Origin of the sequence: Pseudomonas sp. NPDC089408 (genome assembly GCF_044749445.1) — a bacterium.
Lineage (GTDB): Bacteria > Pseudomonadota > Gammaproteobacteria > Pseudomonadales > Pseudomonadaceae > Aquipseudomonas.
In genome coordinates this window covers 1-23173 of record NZ_JBIVHY010000032.1, presented here as the reverse complement: position 1 = coordinate 23173, position 23173 = coordinate 1, and the positions used below count along the sequence as shown (strand labels likewise).

9 protein-coding genes and 1 rRNA gene are annotated in these 23173 nt (G+C 60.5%); 6 read left to right on the top strand and 4 right to left on the bottom strand.

The features are described from left to right. Window positions 1-10364: retention module-containing protein (locus ACIP02_RS27160; RefSeq protein ID WP_400622878.1), on the bottom strand; the 10364-nt coding region annotated here is incomplete at its 3' end. A 993-nt stretch (window positions 10365-11357) separates the two neighbouring features. Here ACIP02_RS27160 and ACIP02_RS27155 point away from each other — a divergent pair. Next, the gene (locus ACIP02_RS27155) at window positions 11358-13514 is read left to right on the top strand and encodes a type I secretion system permease/ATPase (RefSeq protein WP_400622876.1); all 2157 of its coding nucleotides are present in this window, start codon (window positions 11358-11360) and stop codon (window positions 13512-13514) included. A gap of 7 nt (window positions 13515-13521) precedes the next feature. Next, a complete protein-coding gene (locus tag ACIP02_RS27150) occupies window positions 13522-14880 on the top strand; it encodes an HlyD family type I secretion periplasmic adaptor subunit (RefSeq protein WP_400622880.1) in 1359 nt (452 codons plus the stop codon). 164 nt (window positions 14881-15044) lie between these two features. On the opposite strand, the gene lapD is transcribed toward ACIP02_RS27150, so the two are convergent. Both lapD and lapG read right to left on the bottom strand, forming a co-directional pair. Then, on the bottom strand, window positions 15045-16991 hold the full coding sequence (gene lapD, locus ACIP02_RS27145; RefSeq protein WP_400622874.1) for a cyclic di-GMP receptor LapD: 1947 nt from the start codon (window positions 16989-16991) through the stop codon (window positions 15045-15047). 10 nt (window positions 16992-17001) lie between these two features. Next, the gene (gene lapG, locus ACIP02_RS27140) at window positions 17002-17763 is read right to left on the bottom strand and encodes a cysteine protease LapG (RefSeq protein ID WP_400622873.1); all 762 of its coding nucleotides are present in this window, start codon (window positions 17761-17763) and stop codon (window positions 17002-17004) included. 204 nt (window positions 17764-17967) lie between these two features. Here lapG and ACIP02_RS27135 point away from each other — a divergent pair, with 204 nt between their 5' ends. The 4 genes from ACIP02_RS27135 (at window position 17968) to ACIP02_RS27120 (ending at window position 22854) form a co-directional block, all read left to right on the top strand. After that, window positions 17968-18657: a GntR family transcriptional regulator gene (locus tag ACIP02_RS27135; RefSeq protein ID WP_400622871.1), complete on the top strand. Its 690-nt coding sequence runs from the start codon at window positions 17968-17970 to the stop codon at window positions 18655-18657. Window positions 18658-18768: 111 nt separating this feature from the next. Further along, window positions 18769-19272, top strand: a complete 504-nt coding sequence (locus ACIP02_RS27130) for a sigma-70 family RNA polymerase sigma factor (RefSeq protein ID WP_400622869.1) — start codon at window positions 18769-18771, stop codon at window positions 19270-19272. Window positions 19273-19276: 4 nt separating this feature from the next. Beyond that, window positions 19277-20245, top strand: a complete 969-nt coding sequence (locus ACIP02_RS27125; RefSeq protein ID WP_400622867.1) for a FecR domain-containing protein — start codon at window positions 19277-19279, stop codon at window positions 20243-20245. 194 nt (window positions 20246-20439) lie between these two features. After that, window positions 20440-22854, top strand: a complete 2415-nt coding sequence (locus ACIP02_RS27120) for a TonB-dependent siderophore receptor (RefSeq protein ID WP_400622865.1) — start codon at window positions 20440-20442, stop codon at window positions 22852-22854. A 228-nt stretch (window positions 22855-23082) separates the two neighbouring features. On the opposite strand, the gene rrf is transcribed toward ACIP02_RS27120, so the two are convergent. After that, a 5S ribosomal RNA gene (gene rrf, locus ACIP02_RS27115) occupies window positions 23083-23173 on the bottom strand; the annotation flags it as partial.

The following is a 23173-nucleotide window of genomic DNA, read 5'->3' as shown; positions in this document are numbered from 1 at the left end:
TTGTGGTTGACCGAGGCGGTGTAAGTAACCACGCCGCCCTCGACCACGCTTTGCGTGGCAGTCAAGGTCACGGTGGTGGTGTCGATGGTATCGGTGACTTTGGTCACGGCAGCAGTGCTGCTGACTTCCAGCTTCTCGAAGTCACCACCGGTGGTGTCTTCCACCTTCACGCTCAGATTTTCAGCATCGATGTACACGTCGTCGCTTGGCGCGTCGACGGTGATCGAGGCTTCTTTCGAACCCGCTGCGATGGTGATGGTTTCACCATTGCTCAGCTTGATCACCAGGTCGGTGCCGGCCTTGTTGGTCAAGGTGGCGGTGTAGGTGATCTTGCCGCCTTCGGCCACGGTGTCCGTGGCGGTCAGGGTGAGCGTGGTGATATCCGGGGACGCCGGGTTGTCAGTGACGGTAGTCACTGGCTCGCCGACGGCCACGGTCTTCTCGTAGTTACCGCCCGAGATATCGGTGATCTTGTTGCTCAGGTCCAGGTTGGTGTTGTGGACGTTGTTCGGGGCAGTGAACGGCACCGAAGCAGACGATTCGCCCACTGGGATGGTGATGGTCTGGCCGTTGGCCAGCTTGATCACCAGGTCCGAACCTGTGACTTTGTGGTTGACCGAAGCGGTGTAAGTAACCACGCCGCCCTCGACCACGCTTTGCGTGGCAGTCAAGGTCACGGTGGTGGTGTCGATGGTATCGGTGACTTTGGTCACGGCGGCAGTGCTGCTGACATTCAGCTTCTCGAAGTCGCCACCGGTGGTGTCTTCCACCTTCACGCTCAGGTTTTCAGCATCGATGTACACGTCGTCGCTTGGCGCGTCGACAGTGATCGAGGCTTCTTTCGAGCCGGCCGCGATGGTGATGGTCTCGCCATTGCTCAGCTTGATCACCAGGTCGGTGCCAGCCTTGTTGGTCAAGGTGGCGGTGTAGGTGATCTTGCCGCCTTCGGCCACGGTGTCGGTGGCAGTCAGGGTGAGCGTGGTGATATCCGGGGTCGCCGGGTTGTCAGTAACCGTGGTCACTGGCTCGCCAACCGCCACGGTCTTCTCGTAGTTACCGCCCGAGATATCGGTGATCTTGTTGCTCAGGTCCAGGTTGGTGTTGTGGACGTTGTTCGGGGCAGTGAACGGCACCGAAGCAGACGACTCACCCACTGGGATGGTGATGGTCTGGCCGTTGGCCAGTTTCACGACCAGGTCCGAACCGGTGACCTTGTGGTTCACCGAAGCGGTGTAAGTAACGACCCCACCTTCAGCAACTGTCGAAGTCGCGGTCAGGGTGACGGTGGTGGTGTCGATGGTGTCGGTCACCTTGGTCACAGCGGCAGTGCTGCTGACTTCCAGCTTCTCGAAGTCGCCACCGGTGGTGTCTTCCACCTTCACGCTCAGGTTTTCAGCATCGATGTACACGTCGTCGCTTGGCGCGTCGACAGTGATCGAGGCTTCTTTCGAACCGGCTGCGATGGTGATGGTTTCACCGTTGCTCAGCTTGACCACCAGGTCGGTGCCAGCCTTGTTGGTCAAGGTGGCGGTGTAGGTGATCTTGCCGCCTTCGGCCACGGTATCGGTGGCGGTGAGGCTCAAGGTCGTCACGTCTGGCGTTGCTGGGTTGTCGGTGACGGTAGTCACTGGCTCGCCAACCGCCACGGTCTTCTCGTAGTTACCGCCCGAGATATCGGTGATCTTGTTGCTCAGGTCCAGGTTAGTGTTGTGGACGTTGTTCGGGGCAGTGAACGGCACCGAAGCAGACGATTCACCCACTGGGATGGTGATGGACTGGCCGTTGGCCAGTTTCACGACCAGGTCCGAACCGGTGACCTTGTGGTTCACCGAAGCGGTGTAAGTAACGACCCCACCTTCAGCAACTGTCGAAGTCGCGGTCAGGGTGACGGTGGTGGTGTCGATGGTATCGGTGACTTTGGTCACGGCAGCAGTGCTGCTGACTTCCAGCTTCTCGAAGTCACCACCCGTGGTGCTGTCCACCTTCACGCTCAGATTTTCAGCATCGATGTACACATCGTCGCTCGGCGCGTCGACGGTGATCGAGGCTTCTTTCGAGCCGGCCGCGATGGTGATGGTCTCGCCATTGCTCAGCTTGATCACCAGATCGGTACCGGCCTTGTTGGTCAAGGTCGCGGTGTAGGTGATCTTGCCGCCTTCGGCCACGGTATCCGTGGCGGTGAGGCTCAAAGTCGTCACGTCTGGGGTGGCTGGGTTGTCGGTGACAGTGGTCGTGACCTCTGTCTTGTCCAGCGTCAGCTGCTCAAACTTCCACTCGTCTGCACCGCTGACCGCCTCAATCGCATTAACTACTGGCTTAGCGCCTACATAAATGTCGTCAGGAGCAGTTGCCGTGGCCGAACCAGTAGTGCTGTTCGCCGCCACGACAACCGTGGTGCCGTCGGTGAGTTTGAAGTACAGCTCCGAGTGGTTGTTGATCGGCAGACCGTCTTTGTTGGTCAGCGTGATGGTGTAGGTGATCTCGCCACCTTCGGTCACCGAAGGCGTCGCGGTCAGTTTCGCGACAACTTCATCGATGGTGTCGGTCACTTTGACCGAAGCAGGGTCGCCCAGCTGCAGGTTCTCGAACGTCGCCCCCGTTACATCCACCGCCGACTTGATGCCCAGGCTGATTTCGCCGGCATCTTGGTAAACGTCGTCACCTTGCGCGTCGTGAACATAAGGCTCGCTCGAGAGCTGACCGGCCTTGATAATCACAACCGCGTTGTTGCTCAGGGTTACGGTCAGGTCATGCGCCAGCACTGTATTGATGTGCACAGTGAAGGTCGGCTTGACGTTCTCAGCCACCGAAACCTGGTCGGCCGTGATGGTGACCTTGACGATATCGCCTTCGTTGCCGCCACCCGGGTTCGGATTGCCAGGGGTGCCTGGCTCATCAGTGACCTGGGTTTTGACTTCGGTCTTGTCGAGGGTCAGTTGTTCGAACTTCCACGCATCCGAACCGCTAACCGAGTCGATGGCGTTGATCACCGGCTGGTTAGCGCCAACATAGACGTTATCCGGCGCAATAACAGTGGCCGAACCGGTGGTGCTGTTGGCTGCAACCACGACGTTGGTGCCGTCGGCCAGCTTGAAGTACAGCTCCGCGTGGTTGTTGATCGGCAGACCGTCTTTGTTGGTCAGCGTGATGGTGTAGGTGATCTCATCACCTTCGGTCACCGAAGGGGTGGCAGTCAGTTTCGCTACGACTTCGTCGATGGTGTCGGTTACTTTGACCGAAGCCGGATCTCCCAGCTGCAGGTTCTCGAAGGCGGCGCCCGTAACATCCACAGCCGATTTGATGCCCAGGCTGATTTCGCCGGCATCCTGGTAAACGTCGTCACCTTGCGCGTCGTGGGTATACGGCTCGCTCGAAGTCTGGCCGGCCTTGATGGTCACGACCGCGTTGTTGCTCAGGGTCACGGTCAGGTCATGCGCCAGCACCGTGTTGATGTGCACGGTGAACGTCGGTTTGACGTTCTCGGCCACCGAAACCTGGTCGGCCGTGATGGTGACCTTGACGATATCGCCTTCGTTGCCCGGGGTACCTGGCTCGTCGGTGACCTGGGTTTTGACCTCGGTCTTGTCCAGGTTGAGGTTTTCAAACTTCCAAGCATCAGCGCCACTGACCGAGTCGATGGCATTGACCACCGGTTGATTAGCGCCAACGTAGACGTTGTCCGGCGCAATAACAGTGGCCGAACCGCTGGTGCTGTTGGCTGCAATCACGACGTTGGTGCCGTCGGTCAGCTTGAAGTACAGCTCCGCGTGGTTGTTGATCGGCAGACCGTCTTTGTTGGTCAGCGTAATCGTGTAAGTAATCTCGCCACCTTCGGTGACCGAAGGCGTAGCAGTCAGCTTGGCGACCACTTCATCAATGGTGTCGGTGACCTGGACCGAAGCGTCGCTACCCAGCTGCAGATTCTCGAAGGCTGCACCGGTAGCGTCGACCGCCGACTTGATGCCCACGGTGATCTCACCGGCGTCTTTGTAGACGTCGTCGCCTTGAGCCGCATGCTCGTACGGCGCGCTGGTCTCGCCAGCCTTGATGGTGACCTGAGCATTGTTGCTCAGGGTCACGACCAGATCATGCGCCAGCGGCTGGTTGATGTGCACGGTGAAGGTCGGTTTGACGTTTTCGGCTACCGAAGTCTGGTCGGCCGTGATGGTGACCTTGACCAGGTCGCCTTCGTTGCCCGGGGTGCCTGGTTCGTCGGTGACCTGGGTTTTGACCTCAGTCTTGTCCAGGTTGAGGTTTTCAAACTTCCAAGCATCAGCGCCACTGACCGAGTCGATGGCATTGACCACCGGTTGATTAGCGCCAACGTAGACGTTGTCCGGCGCAATAACAGTGGCCGAACCGCTGGTGCTGTTGGCTGCAATCACGACGTTGGTGCCGTCGGTCAGCTTGAAGTACAGCTCCGCGTGGTTGTTGATCGGCAGACCGTCTTTGTTGGTCAGCGTAATCGTGTAAGTAATCTCGCCACCTTCGGTGACCGAAGGCGTAGCAGTCAGCTTGGCGACCACTTCATCAATGGTGTCGGTGACCTGGACCGAAGCGTCGCTACCCAGCTGCAGATTCTCGAAGGCTGCACCGGTAGCGTCGACCGCCGACTTGATGCCCACGGTGATCTCACCGGCGTCTTTGTAGACGTCGTCGCCTTGAGCCGCATGCTCGTACGGCGCGCTGGTCTCGCCAGCCTTGATGGTGACCTGAGCATTGTTGCTCAGGGTCACGACCAGATCATGCGCCAGCGGCTGGTTGATGTGCACGGTGAACGTCGGTTTGACGTTTTCGGCTACCGAAATCTGGTCGGCGGTGATGGTGACCTTGACCAGGTCGCCTTCGTTGCCCGGGGTGCCTGGTTCGTCGGTGACCTGGGTTTTGACCTCAGTCTTGTCAAGGTTGAGGTTTTCAAACTTCCATGCGTCTGCGCCACTGACCGAGTCGATAGCGTTCACGACCGGCTGGTTAGCGCCAACATAGACGTTGTCCGGCGCAATGGCCGTAGCCGAGCCAGTGGTGCTGTTGGCCGCCACGACAACCGTGGTGCCATCGGTCAGCTTGAAGTACAGCTCTGCGTGGTTGTTGATCGGCAGACCATCTTTATTGGTCAGCGTGATCGTATAAGTAATCTCGCCACCTTCGGTTACCGAAGGCGTAGCAGTCAGCTTGGCGACCACTTCGTCGATGGTGTCGGAGACCTGAACCGAAGCGTCGCCGCCCAGTTGCAGGTTCTCGAAGGCTGCACCGGTAGCGTCGACTGCGGACTTGATGCCCACGGTGATCTCGCCGGCGTCTTTGTAGACGTCGTCGCCCTGTGCTGCGTGCTCGTAAGGTGCGCTGGTTTCACCCGCCTTGATGGTGACCTGAGCATTGTTGCTCAGGGTCACGACCAGATCATGCGCCAGCGGCTGGTTGATGTGCACGGTGAACGTCGGTTTGACGTTTTCGGCAACCGAAGTCTGGTCGGCCGTGATGGTGACCTTGACGATGTCACCTTCGTTGCCCGGGGTGCCTGGCTCGTCGGTGACCTGGGTTTTGACCTCAGTCTTGTCCAGGTTGAGGTTTTCAAACTTCCACGCGTCTGCGCCGCTGACCGAGTCGATAGCGTTCACTACCGGCTGGTTAGCGCCAACGTAGACGTTGTCCGGTGCGACGGCCGTAGCCGAACCGGTAGTGCTGTTGGCCGCCACGACAACCGTGGTGCCGTCGGTCAGCTTGAAGTACAGCTCTGCATGGTTGTTGATCGGCAGACCATCTTTGTTGGTCAGCGTGATGGTGTAGGTGATCTCGCCGCCTTCGGTGACCGAAGGGGTAGCAGTCAGCTTGGCTACGACTTCGTCGATGGTGTCGGTCACTTTGACCGAAGTGTCACCGCCGTATTGCAGGTTCTCGAATGCCGCACCGGTGGCGTCTGCCGCCGACTTGATGCCCAAGCTGATTTCACCGGCGTCTTTGTAGACGTCGTCACCTTGCTCATCATGCGTGTATTGCACGCTGGTCTGGCCGGCCTTGATGGTGACCTGAGCGTTGTTGCTCAATGTCACGACCAGGTCGTTGGCCAGTACGGTATTGATATGCACAGTGAACGTCGGTTTGACGTTCTCGGCCACCGACACCTGGTCGGCAGTGATGGTGACCTTGACGATGTCGCCTTCATTACCACCACCCGGGTTCGGATTGCCAGGGGTACCTGGCTCGTCGGTCACCTGGGTTTTGACCTCGGTCTTGTCCAAGGTCAGTTGTTCGAACTTCCAAGCATCCGAACCGCTGACCGCCTCGATGGCATTGACCACTGGTGCGTTAGCGCCAACGTAAACGTTGTCCGGTGCAATAACCGTGGCTGAACCCGTGGTGCTGTTGGCTGCAACTACAACGGTGGTGCCGTCGGTCAGCTTGAAGTACAGCTCGGCATGGTTATCGATCGGCAGACCATCTTTGTTGGTCAGCGTAATGGTGTAGGTGATCTCGCCGCCTTCGGTGACCGAAGGTGTGGCAGTCAGCGTGGCGACAACCTCACTGATCGTGTCAGAGATTTCAACGGTAGCCGGGCCACCGAACTCCAGGCTCTCGAAAGTAGCGCCTGGGACAGTTGCATCAGTAACGCCGAGGGTGAGCGAGCCAGCATCCTTGATGACGTCATCACCCTGGGCCGCTGCTTTGTACTCGACTTCGGTTTTGCCGGCCTCGATGATCACCTTGTCGCCGTTGGACAGGGTCACCGTCAATGGCCGGTCCAGCGCCTGGCTGACCTTCACAGTGAAGGATGGCTGCTGGTCTTCGGTCACATTGCCGTTGCTGACGATGCTCACGGTCACCGGGTCGATACTGTCATGGATGACAGTCGATGCAGGTGTTGGGTCAGGCGTCAGCTGTTCGAAGTTGCCACCGGTGGCTTTCTCGATGGTGACGTTGACGGTCGAGCCATTGTTGTAGACGTCGTTCGCCGGGGTCTGGAAGTCAACGCTGCCCTGGGTCTTGCCTGCTTCAACGGTGATGGTCTGGCCATTCGACAGCGTCACGGTCACCGGAGTCTGGGCCGGGTTGCTCAGGGTCACGGTGTAGGTGATCACGCCACCTTCGGTGACGCTTGGCGAAGCCGTCAGGGTCGCGGTGGTGTTGTCGACCGAGTCGTTGATCGTGGTCTGAGCAGGCGTCGGGTTCGGGGTCAGCTGCTCGAAGTTGCCACCGCTGGCGTTTTCGATGGTGACGCTGACGGTCGAGCCGTTGTTGTAGACGTCGTTCGCCGGGGTCTGGAAGTCAACGCTGCCCTGGGTCTTGCCTGCTTCAACGGTGATGGTCTGGCCGTTGGACAGGGTCACGGTCACCGGGGTCTGGGCCGGGTTGCTCAGGGTCACGGTGTAGGTGATCACGCCACCCTCGGTGACGCTCGGCGAAGCCGTCAGGGTCGCGGTGGTGTTGTCGACCGAGTCATTGATCGTGGTCTGAGCAGGCGTCGGGTTCGGGGTCAGCTGCTCGAAGTTACCGCCAGTGGCGTTTTCGATGGTGACGCTGACGGTCGAGCCATTGTTGTAGACGTCGTTCGCCGGGGTCTGGAAGTCGACGCTGCCCTGGGTCTTGCCTGCTTCAACGGTGATGGTCTGGCCGTTGGACAGGGTCACGGTCACCGGAGTCTGGGCCGGGTTGCTCAGGGTCACGGTGTAGGTGATCACGCCACCTTCGGTGACGCTCGGCGAAGCTGTCAGGGTCGCGGTGGTGTTGTCGACCGAGTCGTTGATCGTGGTCTGAGCAGGCGTCGGGTTCGGGGTCAGCTGTTCGAAGTTACCGCCAGTGGCGTTTTCGATGATGACGCTGACGGTCGAGCCATTGTTGTAGACGTCGTTCGCCGGGGTCTGGAAGTCAACGCTGCCCTGAGTCTTGCCTGCTTCAACGGTGATGGTCTGGCCATTCGACAGCGTCACGGTCACCGGAGTCTGGGCTGGGTTGCTCAGGGTCACGGTGTAGGTGATCACGCCACCCTCGGTGACCGATGGGCTCGCCGTCAGAGTCGCGGTGGTGTTGTCGACCGAGTCGTTGATCGTGGTCTGAGCAGGCGTCGGGTTCGGGGTCAGCTGCTCGAAGTTGCCGCCGGTGGCGTTTTCGATGGTGACACTGACGGTCGAACCGTTGTTGTAGACGTCGTTCGCCGGGGTCTGGAAGTCAACGCTACCCTGGGTCTTGCCCGCTTCAACGGTGATGGTCTGGCCGTTGGACAGGGTCACGGTCACCGGAGTCTGGGCTGGGTTGCTCAGGGTCACAGTGTAGGTGATCACGCCACCTTCGGTGACGCTTGGCGAAGCGGTCAGGGTCGCGGTGGTGTTGTCGACCGAGTCGTTGATCGTGGTTTGCGCAGGCGTCGGGTTCGGGGTCAGCTGTTCGAAGTTGCCACCGCTGGCGTTTTCGATGGTGACGCTGACGGTCGAACCGTTGTTGTAGACGTCGTTCGCCGGGGTCTGGAAGTCGACACTACCCTGGGTCTTGCCTGCTTCAACGGTGATGGTCTGGCCATTCGACAGCGTCACGGTCACCGGGGTCTGGGCCGGGTTGCTCAGGGTCACGGTGTAGGTGATCACGCCACCCTCGGTGACGCTCGGCGAAGCCGTCAGGGTCGCGGTGGTGTTGTCGACCGAGTCATTGATCGTGGTCTGAGCAGGCGTCGGGTTCGGGGTCAGCTGCTCGAAGTTACCGCCAGTGGCGTTTTCGATGGTGACGCTGACGGTCGAGCCATTGTTGTAGACGTCGTTCGCCGGGGTCTGGAAGTCGACACTACCCTGGGTCTTGCCTGCTTCAACGGTGATGGTCTGGCCGTTGGACAGGGTCACGGTCACCGGGGTCTGGGCCGGGTTGCTCAGGGTCACGGTGTAGGTGATCACGCCACCCTCGGTGACCGAAGGGCTCGCCGTCAGAGTCGCGGTGGTGTTGTCGACCGAGTCGTTGATCGTGGTCTGAGCAGGCGTCGGGTTCGGGGTCAGTTGCTCGAAGTTACCGCCAGTGGCGTTTTCGATGGTGACACTGACGGTCGAACCGTTGTTGTAGACGTCGTTCGCCGGGGTCTGGAAGTCGACACTACCCTGGGTCTTGCCCGCTTCAACGGTGATGGTCTGGCCGTTGGACAGGGTCACGGTCACCGGAGTCTGGGCTGGGTTGCTCAGGGTCACGGTGTAGGTGATCACGCCACCTTCGGTGACGCTTGGCGAAGCCGTCAGGGTCGCGGTGGTGTTGTCGACCGAGTCGTTGATCGTGGTTTGCGCAGGCGTCGGGTTCGGGGTCAGCTGTTCGAAGTTACCGCCGGTGGCGTTTTCGATGGTGACACTGACGGTCGAGCCATTGTTGTAGACGTCGTTCGCCGGGGTCTGGAAGTCAACACTGCCCTGAGTCTTGCCTGCCTCAACGGTGATGGTCTGGCCGTTAGACAGGGTCACGGTCACCGGCGTCTGGGCTGGGTTGCTCAGGGTCACGGTGTAGGTGATCACGCCACCTTCGGTGACGCTCGGCGAAGCCGTCAGGGTCGCGGTGGTGACATCGATGGTATCGGTCACCTGGGTAACCGCCGGCGTCTGCGGCAATGTCACCGTCAGGCCGCCACCGCCGGTGCTACCTGTGACGGTCGCCGAAATTTGGCCACCGTCGATATAAGGGGTGTCGTTCGGCGGCACCACGACATTGACGCTACCGGTGGTCTGCCCGGCCGGAATGGTGATCACCGCACCATTGGACAGGGTGATTACCAAGTTGGTACTCGGTGCCTGGCCAACCGTAGCGGTATAAACGATTACGCCACCCGCTTCGCTGATGGAAGGGGTAGCGCCAAGAGTCAGGTCGGTAGCAACGTTGGTGTCCGTGGTCGGCGGGGTCACCAGGTTATTGCCATTGGTGTCCAGCAAGCCCACTTCTTCGCTATCGAGAACGGCAGCAAAGCCCAAGCCGTCAGTCGGGAAGCCAACGGTCGGGTCTACTCGCCCCGCAGTTTCTTCGAGCATCACAAAGCTGTGGCCACCGCCCAGCGCGCCACCACCGCCTGCAGCGGACGGGCCGGCAGCAGTTGCTTCCAGCTCGGTAGTAGGGTCGACACCCGCGGCGATCGCCTGTTGCAGCTCTTCCACCGAAGGCGCAGCCTGGGCAGTCGCCTGGCTCAGATCGGTGCTGCTGTCAGGGGCATCGGCGCTCCACTGGCTGTCACGCCCGAGGTCGAGCAGACGGCCATCAGCCAGCTCCAGCGTCACTGCGCCGCCAGGGCCGGTAAGGACTTCCTCACCCGCTAGCAGTCGGTCCCCTTCAATGAGTACACGACGGATGCCCTCTGGGGATACCGCAATAACCTGGCCGACAATGCTTTTGACGATGGCTACAACGCTGCTCATTGGACTCTCCGTGTGACCCGATGGGTACTTCCCTGCCAGAGCGGCGCTTGCCAGCCACTTCAGGCGGAACTATGTCGATGATCTTTGACGTTTTTTGACGTCAATATTCCGTCTATAACTGTTTGGAATTACCTGACTGCCAAACTATTGACCTTATACAGGCCATCCTAAACAATCGGCAATGTAATGTCACATTGATATTTGTACCTTAGCCAAGCGTTTCTCGAGGACAAATGTCGTACATCATTGAACGCCTGTTAATTTCTTAGCTGACGTATCTTTTCATACACCGCGGCAGCCGAAAATGATGCGCTGAAGCAGTCGACCAGATGGTGTGACGACGGTTATTGGCGCCAACCTTCAGGCGACCCGTCCACTGCCCGTCCATCAAGCACAAACCTTGCCGAAACGCGACCAGTAGTGACCGTTGAGCCCAGGATGAACCAGCGTCACATCCCTCACCCCAACAGCACGGATACCCATCAACGGGCGAACCACAAGCAGCGATTTGTCACATATCAAATAGATGCCGCCGCCAAGCCCTGATACTGTCAGCCCGATGATGAAAAACCGCGCGTGATTATTCAACGCAGACGGTTCAGGGATGTGCTTTCTATAGATGAATTTTGACTAACAAGTGACAGCGACACGCCAATTAAAAAGCGCCTGTTTACTGACAGCGACTACGCTGGATGAAAATGCCTCATTGAGCCCTTGGCTGGATGGCGGTCTATGCTCGACGCGGTATCAAAAGGAAGCTGGGCGATTCAAAAATGAAACACTCCTTGCCACGGTACGTCTGGTAAAAATGAAGCACGTAGAATTGTTTACTCAACACCGATTCAAGGCGACCATTGGTCACCTGCTCAAGCATTGGGGCATTAACGCTCCCATCAGCACAGCTTGGCAGCACCTTTGAATGCCAAGGTGAGCCGCCCGGCCTGAACGGCGGCACACCTACCCTACCCACCACAAGGATGAAGAGAGCGCCGCGTGGAATCCGAAGTCAGTCGAGTCCAACTCAGCCACGATCCACGCAGTCAGCATGACGATCCCCTGCTGGATAGTCTGCTGAGCCTGTGTGTCCTGCACCAGAAACCCGCCAGCCGGGTGATGCTGACCACGGGCCTGCCGTTGCCTGCGCAGCGTCTGAGCCCCGAACTGCTGCCCCGCGCCGCCGCCCGCGCCGGCCTGCAAGGGCGCCTGCTGCAGCGCAAGCTTGAGCAGATCCCGAGCATCGCCATGCCGGCCATGCTGCTGCTCAAGGAAGGCCGCAGCGCCGTCCTGCTGGGCTGGGAGAACGAAGATACCGCCCGCCTGCTGCTTAGCGAGAGCGACGGCGGCGAAGTGCACGTCAGCCGCGAAGCCCTGCAAAGCGACTACAGTGGCCGGGTGTTCTTCGCCCAGCCGCAGCACAAGTTCGACGTCAACCATGGCAACCTGATCCCCCGGGCGAAGTCGTGGTTCCGCGACACCTTGCTGCGCAGCAAATGGCTGTACATCGATGCCATCGCCGCCAGCCTCGTGATCAACCTGATCGCCCTGGCCGCGCCGCTGTTCGTGATGAACGTGTACGACCGGGTGGTGCCCAACCAGGCCACCTCGACGCTGTGGGTGCTGGCCGTCGGTATCGCCGGCGCGTACATCTTCGACCTGATCCTCAAGGGCTTGCGCGGCCTGTGCTTGGACTTGGCCGGCAAGAAGACCGATCTGATCATCTCGGCAACGTTGTTCGAACGTATTGTCGGCATGTCGATGAAGTACCGGCCCGCAAGGGTCGGTAGCTTTGCCCAGAACATTCACGAGTTCCAGGGATTGCGCGACTTCCTCGCCTCGCTGACCCTGACCAGCCTGATCGACCTGCCATTCACCATCCTCATACTGATCGTCATCGCCATCATTGGTGGCCATCTGGTGTGGATCCCGGTCATCGCCTTCCCGCTGGCCCTGGGCATCGGCTACGCCCTGCAACGGCCGCTGATGGCAACCATGGAGCGGACCATGGCGCTGGCCTCGGAGCGCCAGTCGAGCCTGATCGAGACCCTAGCCGGCCTGGATGCAGTGAAGGTCAACAACGCTGAAAGCGAACGCCAGTACATGTGGGAGCAGACCCTCGGCACCCTCAGCCGCCTGGAACTGCGCGTCAAGGTGCTGTCGAGCCTGGCGATGAACATCACTCTGCTCATCCAGCAGCTGGCTGGCGTGGCGATGATTTGTGTCGGCGTATACCTGATCATCGACGGCAACCTCAGCATGGGCGGCCTTGTGGCGTGCTACATGCTTAGCGGCCGGGCGCTCGGGCCATTGGCCTCGCTCAACGGCTTGCTTGCCCGCTACCAGCAGGCCAAGGTAACCATGGTCTCCACTGACCACATGATGGAGCTGCCGCAAGAGCGCAACTTCGAGGAGCGCCCGCTAAGCCGCAAGGTGCTGCAGGGCAGCATCGAGTTCCGTGGGGTCGACTTCACCTACCCGAACCAGCAGAACCTGGCGCTGAAGAACATCAACCTGACCATCCGCCCAGGCGAAAAGGTCGGCATCATCGGCCGCAGTGGTTCAGGCAAAAGCTCGCTGGCCAAGCTTATCGTCGGCTTGTACGAGGCCGATGGTGGCTCGCTGCTGGTCGATGGCGTGGACATTCGCCAGATCGACGTCAGCGAGCTGCGCCATAACATTGGCTACGTGCCGCAAGATATCCAGCTGCTGGCCGGCACCCTGCGCGACAACCTGGTCAGCGGCGCGCGCTACATCGAAGACGAACTGATTCTGCAGGCCGCCGAATTGGCGGGTGTGCACGAGTTCGCCCGGTTGCACCCGGACGGCTACGAGCTGCAGGTGGGTGAGCGTGGGCAGAACCTGTCCGGCGGCCAGCGCCAGAATGTCGCCCTGGGCCGTGCACTGCTGCTCAACCCGCAGATTCTGCTGCTGGACGAGCCAACCAGCGCCATGGACAACACCGGTGAAGAACGCCTCAAGCAGCGCCTGCAAGCCGTGGTGGAAGGCAAGACTGTGTTGCTGGTCACCCACCGCGCCTCGCTGCTGACGCTGGTAGACCGGCTGATCGTGATCGATCGCGGGCAGATTGTCGCCGACGGCCCGAAAGCCGCGGTCATGGATGCGCTGAAGAAGGGGCAGATCAGTGTTGCATAAGCTGGATATGGGGCAATTCAAGGACGGCTTGCGGCGCTATTTCAAAGGCTCCGACTCGCTCGGCGGCCAGCCGCTGCCAGAGGTCAACAAGGCCCTGATCGAGGACGCACCACGCGTGGTGCGGCTGACCATCTGGGGTGTGATCCTGTTCTTTGTGTTCATGATCGTGTGGGCCAGCGTTGCGCCCATTGACGAGGTTACACGGGGTGAAGGCAAGGCTATTCCGTCTTCCAAGGTGCAAAAGATCCAGAACCTGGAGGGCGGCATTGTCGCCGAGATCTTCGCCAAGGAAGGGCAGATCGTCGAAGTGGGCCAGCCGTTGCTGCGCCTGGACGAAACCCGCTTCGCCTCCAACGTGGGAGAAACCGAAGCCGACCGCCTGGCCATGGCCCTGCGGGTCGAGCGCCTGAGTGCCGAGGTGGGCGACACCCCGCTGAAAATCGATGAAGAGCTGCGCAAAGCGGCGCCAAGCCAGGCGGCGAACGAAGAGTCGCTGTACCAGAGCCGGCGCCAGCAACTGCAGGACGAGATTGGCGGCCTGCAGCAACAGTTGGTACAGCGCCAGCAGGAACTGCGCGAATACAGCTCCAAGCGCTCGCAGTACGCCAACAGCCTTGAGTTGCTGCGCAAGGAAATCGGCATGTCTGAGCCGCTGGTGGCAACCGGGGCGATTTCCCAGGTCGAAGTGCTGCGCCTGCGCCGTGCCGAAGTGGAAAACCGTGGCCAGCTGGATTCCACCGCGCTGGCCATCCCGCGTGCCGAAGCGGCTATCCGCGAGGTGCAGAGCAAGATCGAAGAGACCCGTGGCAAGTTCCGCAGTGAAGCGCTGACCCAGCTGAACGAGGCGCGTACCGAGCTGAACAAGGCTACCGCCACCAGCAAGGCGCTGGACGACCGGGTGCACCGCACCATGGTCACGTCGCCGGTGCGCGGTATCGTCAAGCAGCTGCTGGTGAACACCATTGGCGGGGTTATCCAGCCGGGTAGCGACATCATCGAAGTGGTACCTCTGGACGACACGCTGGTCATCGAAGCGAAGATCCTGCCCAAGGACATCGCCTTCCTGCACCCAGGCCAGGAAGCAACCGTCAAGTTCACCGCGTATGACTACACCATCTACGGTGGGCTCAAGGCGAAGCTGGAGCAGATCGGCGCCGACACCATTACCGACGAGGACAAGAAGACCACGTATTACCTGATCAAGCTGCGCACCGACCGCAGCCATCTGGGTACCGATGAGAAGCCGCTGCTGATCATTCCGGGGATGGTCGCTACGGTGGATATCATGACGGGCAAGAAGACCATCATGAGCTACCTGCTCAAGCCGATCATGAAGGCGCGTTCGGAAGCGCTGCGCGAGCGCTGATCGTCATCTTTGGCGGCTTACGCGATCGCTGTAGGAGCGGCCTTGTGTCGTGATAGGGCCGCAGAGCGGCCCCAGCAGTTTGTGCATCGCTGCTGACAACCCTGGGGCCGCTGTGCGGCCCTATCGCGACACAAGGCCGCTCCTACAAAGGATCGCGTGCCGCCTTAGCGCCAGGGCGCAGGCTCACCTACCAACTGCCCCTGAATCCCGCCTACACCCATTTCCTGCAGCACCCGGCGCTCCCCTTCGGTCTCGACCCGTTCGGCAATCAACGGCAAATCGATACTGTGCGCAGCCCGCTGGATCGCCTCGATGAACAGCCGCTTGTGCTGTTCATGGTCGATATTGCGGATGTAGCTACCGTCGATCTTCAGGTACGCCAGGCCCAGGTGCGCCAGGTTGCCGATCATGCTGAAGCGCCCGCCGAAACGTTGCAGCGCCAGGCCGAAGCCAAGTGCGTGCAAGCGCCGGGTGAGTTGTTCCAGGGCTGCCTGCTCAGGCAACTGTTCTTCGCCAATCTCGAATACCAGCCGTGGGCCGAGCGCCGTATTCTGGCCCAGCAGCTCCAGGACACGTTGCAGGGCCTTAGGGTCGGCCAGCGTCGCGGCCGACAGGTTCAGCGCCAGCACCTGGTCATGCCCGCGCAGGTGTGCCAGCACTTTCTCGAGTACCAGCACGTCCAGGCGTGGCATCCAGCCGAAGCGCTCCAGCCAGGGCAGGAAGCGCCCCGCCGGCAAGGCCTCGCCCGGGCCGTCCTGCAAGCGTGAAATCACTTTGTGGTGCAGTACCCGTTGCGCCGTGGGGCAATCCACCACCGGCTGGAAGAACAACTCGAAATGGCCGCTGTTGAACGCCTGGTCGAGCCGCTCGTGCCAAGCATGCTGGCTGTCTGCTGCAACCGCCGCTACACCCTGTTCAAGGCACACCCAGCCCGGTGTCGGCTGGTTCTCTGCGCGGGCCAGCGCTTCGTCTGCCAGTTTGAGCAATGCTTGGGGTGCGTCACCTGGGCTGTAGGGTGCCAAGCCGATACAGGCCACCGGGCGAACGTCACTTGCGCCCGTTTCATGCAGGCTGAGCAGCGTCGCTTCCAGCGCCTGGGCCAGCTGTACTGCCTCTTCATGCACCATGCCCGGCGCCAGCACGGCAAACTCGCCACCGCGGCTGCGGGAAATCAGGTCTTTGGTTTCCGGGTAGCTGGCACAGGTTCGGCGCAGCTGCTCGCCCACTGCCTGAAGCAACTGGTCGGTACGCTGGCCGCCAAGGCGGGCGTTCAGGCCGGCCAGGCCCTGGACACGCAGCAACAGCAAGTAGCCGGGGCGCGCTTCTTCCAGGTTACTTACCCGGGTATTGAGCTGCATTTCAAAATAACGGCGGTTGGACAGCCCGGTCAGGCTGTCCTGGTAGGACTCTGCCCGCAGCCGCTCACTGCGCTCGGCCTGCTCGGTGAACAGCGCCTTGAGCTTCTCGACCATCTGGTTCATCGCCTGCACCACCCGGCGCAGTTCCGGTGTGCGAGGCAGCTCTGGCAGGCTGAGGAATTCACGGCGGGCAATGGCGTGGGACTGCTCGACCATATAGTCCAGCGGCCGCAACTGGCGGCGCAACAGCAAGGCGCCAAGCACGGCACTGGCCGCACCACACAACAGCAACCAACCCAGGCTGCCTAGCGCGCTTTGCCAGAGCTTGGCGATGGCAAACATCGGGTGGCTGATGACTTCAACACGCGCGGCCTGCTGCCAGCCGCGGCTGACGATGGCATCGCCACCCGCAGCCTCCAGGCCGATCAAATGCACGAACCAACTCGGCACGCCGCCGGGGTCCGGCTCGGCGTGGCGCTCCACCAGCACGGCATTGGAGCCCAGGTCGACGACCTTGATGCTTGCGTAGTAACCACTGTCGAAGATCGAACTGACCATCAGCTCGACCATCGCCGGGTCGTCGATGTTCGGCGTCAGCGACAGCGCCAGCGCGGTCGCCGCATCCTGGGCATGCGAACGCAGCTGGTTGACGTACTGGTTGCGCGAGCTTTCCAGGCTGACCATGAAACTGCCACTGAAGGCGACCACCAGGAACAGGCAAATGGCCAACAGCAATTGTTTGAACAGTGACATCTGTGCTCCTTCAGTAAACCGGCTCGGCCGGGAACCCTTCGGCCTGCATTTTCTTTAGCAAATCCTGCCATCGGGAAAGCCGCTTGGTATCGCCGACCTTCTTGTTGCCTGCGGCCCCCGTCAGCCACAAGCCCTCGCCATTGAAGGCGTACACCGGCAGCAAGTCTGTCCGCTGGCTTGCCGGCTTGATGGCGTCCATCAGGCTATCGAGTACCAAGGGTTGCGCCTGTGGGCTTGAATAATAGGTCAGGACCATATGCGCCCGGTTCTGCCGCAGCGCCTTGACGTAGGTAATGCGCAGCTTCTCGCTGGGGACCCCCATGCGCCGCAAGCTGAAATACTTGGCAATGGCGTAGTCCTCGCAGTCCCCGGCGCCTTTGATAAGCGCCTGCACCGGCGTGGCCCAGTAATCGACCTCATGCCACAGATCGATGTCCTCGACATAACGCAGTTGCTGGTTGAAGAAGCGGTTGACCACCTGCAATCGCTCAAGCTCACTACCCTGGTTCTGCGTCGCCATCAGGTTCTGCCAGGCATCGATGCGGCCCTTTCCTGCCCCTAGCGGGCCATACAGGGCCTGCGACGTGCGGCTGATCTGGGAAAAGTCCCAATCCGCATGCAAGCCGCCCAGCAGCATGCAGCCCAGCAGGGCGGCAAGGCAGGCACGTCGCATGAGGGTTTTGAGCATCCAGGATATCGCCACTGCGAAGCCCTGTTCAGGCCAGTCGAAAGCAGCGATGGTGGGGCTTGCCAAGGCAAAAGACAATGGCACCCTGCAATCATCTGCCCGCCTGTCAGCCCACCTACACTTTCTGCTTATATCCTTCTATTGACTGCTTCCTTTGACTGGCGACTTCATCCACCATAGCCGCGCTTTTGGGGCGCCCGTCCCAGTACTGGCGCAGGTTTGACACCCCCACTTGTAGTAACTAGTGTCATTGGATCCAACTTTAGTCATTGTTAAGGCAGCCGTTACGTGGCCGAGAAAATCAAATTGAGCAATGTGCTGGCCAGCGAGCAGCTGTTGCCGCACCAGGCCCGTGGCGTGATTGAAGAACGCCTGCGCAGTGCCATTCTCGATGGCCGCCTGCCACCTGGCACTGCCGTGCGCCAGCAAGAGCTCGCCACCTTGTTCGGGGTCAGCCGCATGCCCGTGCGCGAAGCCTTGCGCCAGCTGGAAGCGCAATCACTGCTGAAAGTGGAAATGCACAAGGGCGCAGTGGTCGCACCACTGATCGGCGAGGATGCGGTAGACACCTATGCCCTGCGCGTGCTGCTTGAGAGTGAAGCGCTGCGCCAGTCCATCCCTTTGCTGGAGGCCGACGACATTGCCAGCGCCCGCGGCTATATCCAGCAATTGGAGAACGAAACGCGTCACAGTGAACTCGGCCGCCTGAACCGCCTGCTCCACATGACGCTATACAGCAAGGCGACCAACAAGAAACTGCTTCGCCTGATCGAGAACGAGCTGAACGAGGAAGAGCGTTTCCTGCGCTTCCATCTCTCGTCCATGGGCCTGGGCAAGCTAACCCAGGACGATCACAACGCCCTGGTGGATGCAGCCAGTGACAAATTGGTGGATGAGGCCGTAGCGGTACTGGAACAGCACCTCAATAGCGGGGCGCGGGTAATTCGCAAGTACCTGGACAGCCAAACAGGGCGCTAGCTAACTGCAGGTTTTGCGCAAGCTGCGAGCAGGTGGGTTGCAAATTGTTGCGGCGCCACCAACAATGAGACTAATTATCATTAATGTCCATTGATGCCAGCGCCCTCCCCCATGCCCAGCAACGACTCTGTGCAAACGCTCTACAGTGACCACCACGGCTGGTTGCATGCCTGGCTACGCAGCAAGCTGGGCAACGCTGCTGATGCCGCTGACCTCGCCCAAGACACCTTCGTACGCCTCCTGCAGCGCCGCGAGCAGCTGCAGCTGAACACGCCACGGGCCTTTCTGCGCACGGTCGCACGCGGGTTGGTGATCGACCACTGGCGCCGCGAGGAGCTGCACAGGGCCTACCTTGAGGCTTTGGCCAATGTGCCGGAGGCACTGGCGCCCTCAGCCGAAACCCGTGAGCTGCTGCTGGAACTGCTGGAGCGCATAGCCCGTATGCTCGACGGCCTCAAGCCAAAAGTACGGCGTGCCTTCCTGCTTGCTCAATGCGAGGGCCTGAAGCACCAGGCCATTGCCGAGCAAATGGGCATCTCGGTGCGTACCGTCGAGCGTTACATTGCTGACGCCTTGTACCACTGCTACGTGCTGCGCTACGAAGACGAGCGCTAAAGCGATGACCACCGCACAACCTGGCGCAAAGACGGTGAGGCAGGCTATTCAGTGGATGCTGAGACTGCGCGAGAGCGGGCATAACCCCGCCCTGCAACAGCAATGCGAGCAATGGCGCGGTGCACACCCCGAACACGAGCAGGCCTGGCAGCGGGTGATCCGCATGCATCAGGACCTCGACCTGCGCGCCATCCCCGGCGCCGGCCTGGCCTTGCAGACCCTGGAAACCAGCCAGCGACGCCTGCACCGCCGGCAGGCGCTGAAGCTGCTTGGCGGCCTAGCCATGGTCGGGACAGCGGCATGGCTGGGCAACGACCTGGATGCGCTCAGCGGCTGGACAGCAGACTACGCCACAAGCACGGGTAAGCGACGCAGCTTCACGCTGCCCGACGGCTCGCTGATGCAACTCAACACGCACAGTGCCGTGGACCTGGCCTTCAACGGCCAGCAACGCCTGATCCGCCTGAAACAGGGCGAACTGATGATTACCTGCAGCCAGGCGCTGAACATGCAGCGGCCCTTGCGAGTTCAAACCCGCGACGCGTTGCTGGAAGCCTTTGACGGGCGCTTTGTGGCCCGCCAGGACAGCGATTGCACACGTGTCAGTGTCAGCCATGGCAGGGTAGCGATCCACCTACCTGGCAATGAGTTATTGCAGTGGATTGAAGCCGGCCAGGACTGGCGCCTGGATGCGCAGGGTGCACAGCGGCTGGAGCACGTGGACATGGACGCCATGGCTTGGAGCGAGGGGCTGATCGTTACCCGGGATATGCGCTTGTTCGACTTTCTTGCGCAGGTCAGCCGCTATCGTCACGGGTACCTGGGCTGTAGCGACGAGGTCGCCGATTTGCGCCTGTCGGGCGTGTTCCGCCTTGAAGACCCGGAGCAGTTGCTACAGCTGCTGCCGCAGACGTTGCCTGTGCGCTTGCGACAGCGGACACGCTGGTGGGTGCGGGTGGAAGGGTTGGCCTGACAACGTGGTCACTCCTACAAAGTATCGCGTAGGGGCGCTCAGTTTTTTGGCGGGTTTTGAATTTCGGTCCGGCTAGGACAGTAAGCGACACCCTCTGCCCTCTACTCTCCAACGGACCACTCATGCCTACTCACCCGGTGTGCACGCACCCTTCCCCCGTAAATGATTTTCGACCTGTTTTGCACTCAGCGCTTTTGCGCAGAGCTATCCGGGCTACGCTGTTCGGCACAGCCTTGGGCCTGACCGCCGCCCCGCAACTCGCCATGGCAGCTGAAACAGCCCAGGTCAGCCATCGCTACGCAATCCCGGCTGGCCAACTGGATGACGTGCTCAACCAATTCGCCCGCCAGGCCGGCATCACCCTGTCGAGCACACCGCAGCTCACCGGTGGCCTGCAGTCCGATGGACTTCAAGGCCAATATGCCACCGAACAAGCATTGCGCCAGTTGCTCAATGGCAGCGGGCTGCAGGCCGTCAGCCAGGATGGGCGCAGTTATGTGCTACAGGCACAGCCTGAGGACGCTGCCCTGTCACTGCCAGACACCGATATCCGCAGCTTCACCCTCGGTAATGCGTTGGGTAGCACAGAGGGTTACAACGCCACGCACAGCCAGGTGGCGACCAAGACCAGCATGCCGCTGTTGGAGACGTCACAATCGGTTTCGGTGGTGACCCGCCAGCAGATAGACGACCAAGGCTCGCAGACCGTGGCCCAGGCCATGCGCTATACGCCAGGCGTGCTGACCAACCCTTACGGTGCGACCCATCGCTACGACTATGTGGCCATGCGTGGCTTCAACGACGGCTCGGTGGACAACATCTATGTCGATGGGCTGAAGTCCATGGGCGACAACGGCACCTACAGCACCATGCAGGTGGACCCGTACTTCCTCGAGCGCATCGACATTCTCAAGGGACCTTCTTCGGTGCTATATGGCCGAAGCTCACCGGGGGGCTTGGTGGCACTGACGACCAAGAAGCCGCTATTGACCGCCTATCACCAGGTCCAAGCCACGGTCGGCACCCAAGGCCAGCGCGGCATGGGTTTCGACTTCAGCGGGCCTGTGGATGATGATAAGCGTATTGCCTATCGCCTGACTGGCCTGGCAGATGCGTCCGACACACAGTTCGACCACAGCAAGGAAGAACGCTATGCCATTGCGCCGGCCATCAGCATCGACTTCAGCGAAGACACTTCGCTGACTCTGCAAGCTTACCTGCAACATGACCCCAACGGCGGCTACCACGGCGGCAACCCTGCAGACGGCATGCTGCACCAGCGTAACGGCTTGCGCCTGTCAGATCACTTCTTTGAAGGCGAGCCGGGTATCGACAACTACGAGCGTACGCAACAGTCGTTCAGCTACCAGTTCGAACACCGCTTCAACGATGTATTCACCGCGCGCCAGAACTTCCGTTATCAGGATTCCGACGTGTCGATGGACCAGGTGTACTCCGCCGGCTGGGCAGATGCCGACAGCAATATCCTCAACCGCGCCTATACCGGCGGTGATGAGCGTCTGCATTCGTACATCATCGATAACATGCTGCAGGCCGAGTTCTTTATCGGGGCCGCCAAGCACACCTTGCTGCTGGGTGCCGATTACCAACGACGTAAAGCCGACGTGGCATGGCGTTATGGCTCCGTGGATCCGCTGGATGCCGACAACCCGCAATACGGCAATGGCAACCTTCAGGTGCTGGGCGAGAACCGCTACCAGCGGCGTTTGCAGCAAACGGGCTTGTACCTGCAGGATCTGGTAGAGCTGGACCAGTGGCGATTCTCTCTGGGGCTGCGTCAGGATTGGGTGAAAGTGTCCGAAGAGAACCGCGACAGTGACACCAAAGTCAGCGATCAGCGTTCCAGGTTCACTACCCGCGCTGGCGTGCTCTATCTGTTCGAAAACGGCATTGCGCCGTATGTGAGCTACTCGGAGTCGTTCAACCCAAATACTGTATCCGATCAGGACGGACGCCCGCTGGCCCCTACCGAGGGTACGCAATGGGAAGCCGGTATCAAGTATCAGCCGCCGGGCAGCGACAATCTGTTTACCGCATCGGTATTCCGCATCGAGCAGGAAAACCTGGCGTCGAAACAGCCGAACGAGGACTTCTATCGCCCTGTCGGTGAAGTACGCTCACAAGGGCTGGAGCTGGAGGCCCATGTGCAGCTGACCGACAGTTTGAAGTTGCTGGGTGGTTACACCTTCACCGATGTCGAGTATTCCAAATCGATGCCGAGCCTGGTGTCGGGCAGCCTGGATAACAAGGGCAACTCGCCAACCCAGGCGCCGAAACAGATATTCTCGCTGTGGGCAGACTACAACTTCCACCAGGGGGCCCTGGATGGCCTGCGGCTGGGGGGTGGGGTGCGCTATGTGGGGTACAGCTGGGTAGATGCGGAAAACAGCATGAAGGTGCCCTCCTACACCCTGCTCGACGCATCGATCGGCTATGACCTGGGCAAGGTCGGCCTGACAGGTGTGGATGTGCGCTTGAACGCAAACAACCTTACCAACGAAAGCTACATCACCTCGTGTGCCAGCGTGAACTACTGCTACATGGGTGAGGAGCGGAATGTGAGTGCTACGGTAAGTTATCAGTTCTGACCGCTGATACGCGTTACTTGTAGGAGCGGCCTTGTGTCGCGATCGGGCGCGAAGCGGCCGCAATCCAGGCGACGCGGTTTGCCTGGCAGATGCGGGGTGCAGGTTTTACGGCCGCTGTGCGCCCGATCGCGACGCAAGGCCGCTCCTACACGAGGAATCGCGCAGGCCTTGAGGCCCTGAAAAGACAAAGCCCCTGTCTGCATCGCAGACAGGGGCTTTGGGTTTGAATCTTGACGATGACCTACTCTCACATGGGGAAACCCCACACTACCATCGGCGATGCATCGTTTCACTGCTGAGTTCGGGATGGGATCAGGTG

What these genes read in the sequence shown, in the direction of transcription:
- ACIP02_RS27125 (WP_400622867.1), top strand. Translation starts at nt 19,277, where the DNA reads ATGACCACCGCACAACCTGGCGCAAAGACGGTGAGGCAGGCTATTCAG.
- ACIP02_RS27130 (WP_400622869.1), top strand. Translation starts at nt 18,769, where the DNA reads ATGCCCAGCAACGACTCTGTGCAAACGCTCTACAGTGACCACCACGGC.
- lapD (WP_400622874.1), bottom strand. Translation starts at nt 16,991, where the DNA reads ATGTCACTGTTCAAACAATTGCTGTTGGCCATTTGCCTGTTCCTGGTG.
- ACIP02_RS27150 (WP_400622880.1), top strand. Translation starts at nt 13,522, where the DNA reads ATGGGGCAATTCAAGGACGGCTTGCGGCGCTATTTCAAAGGCTCCGAC.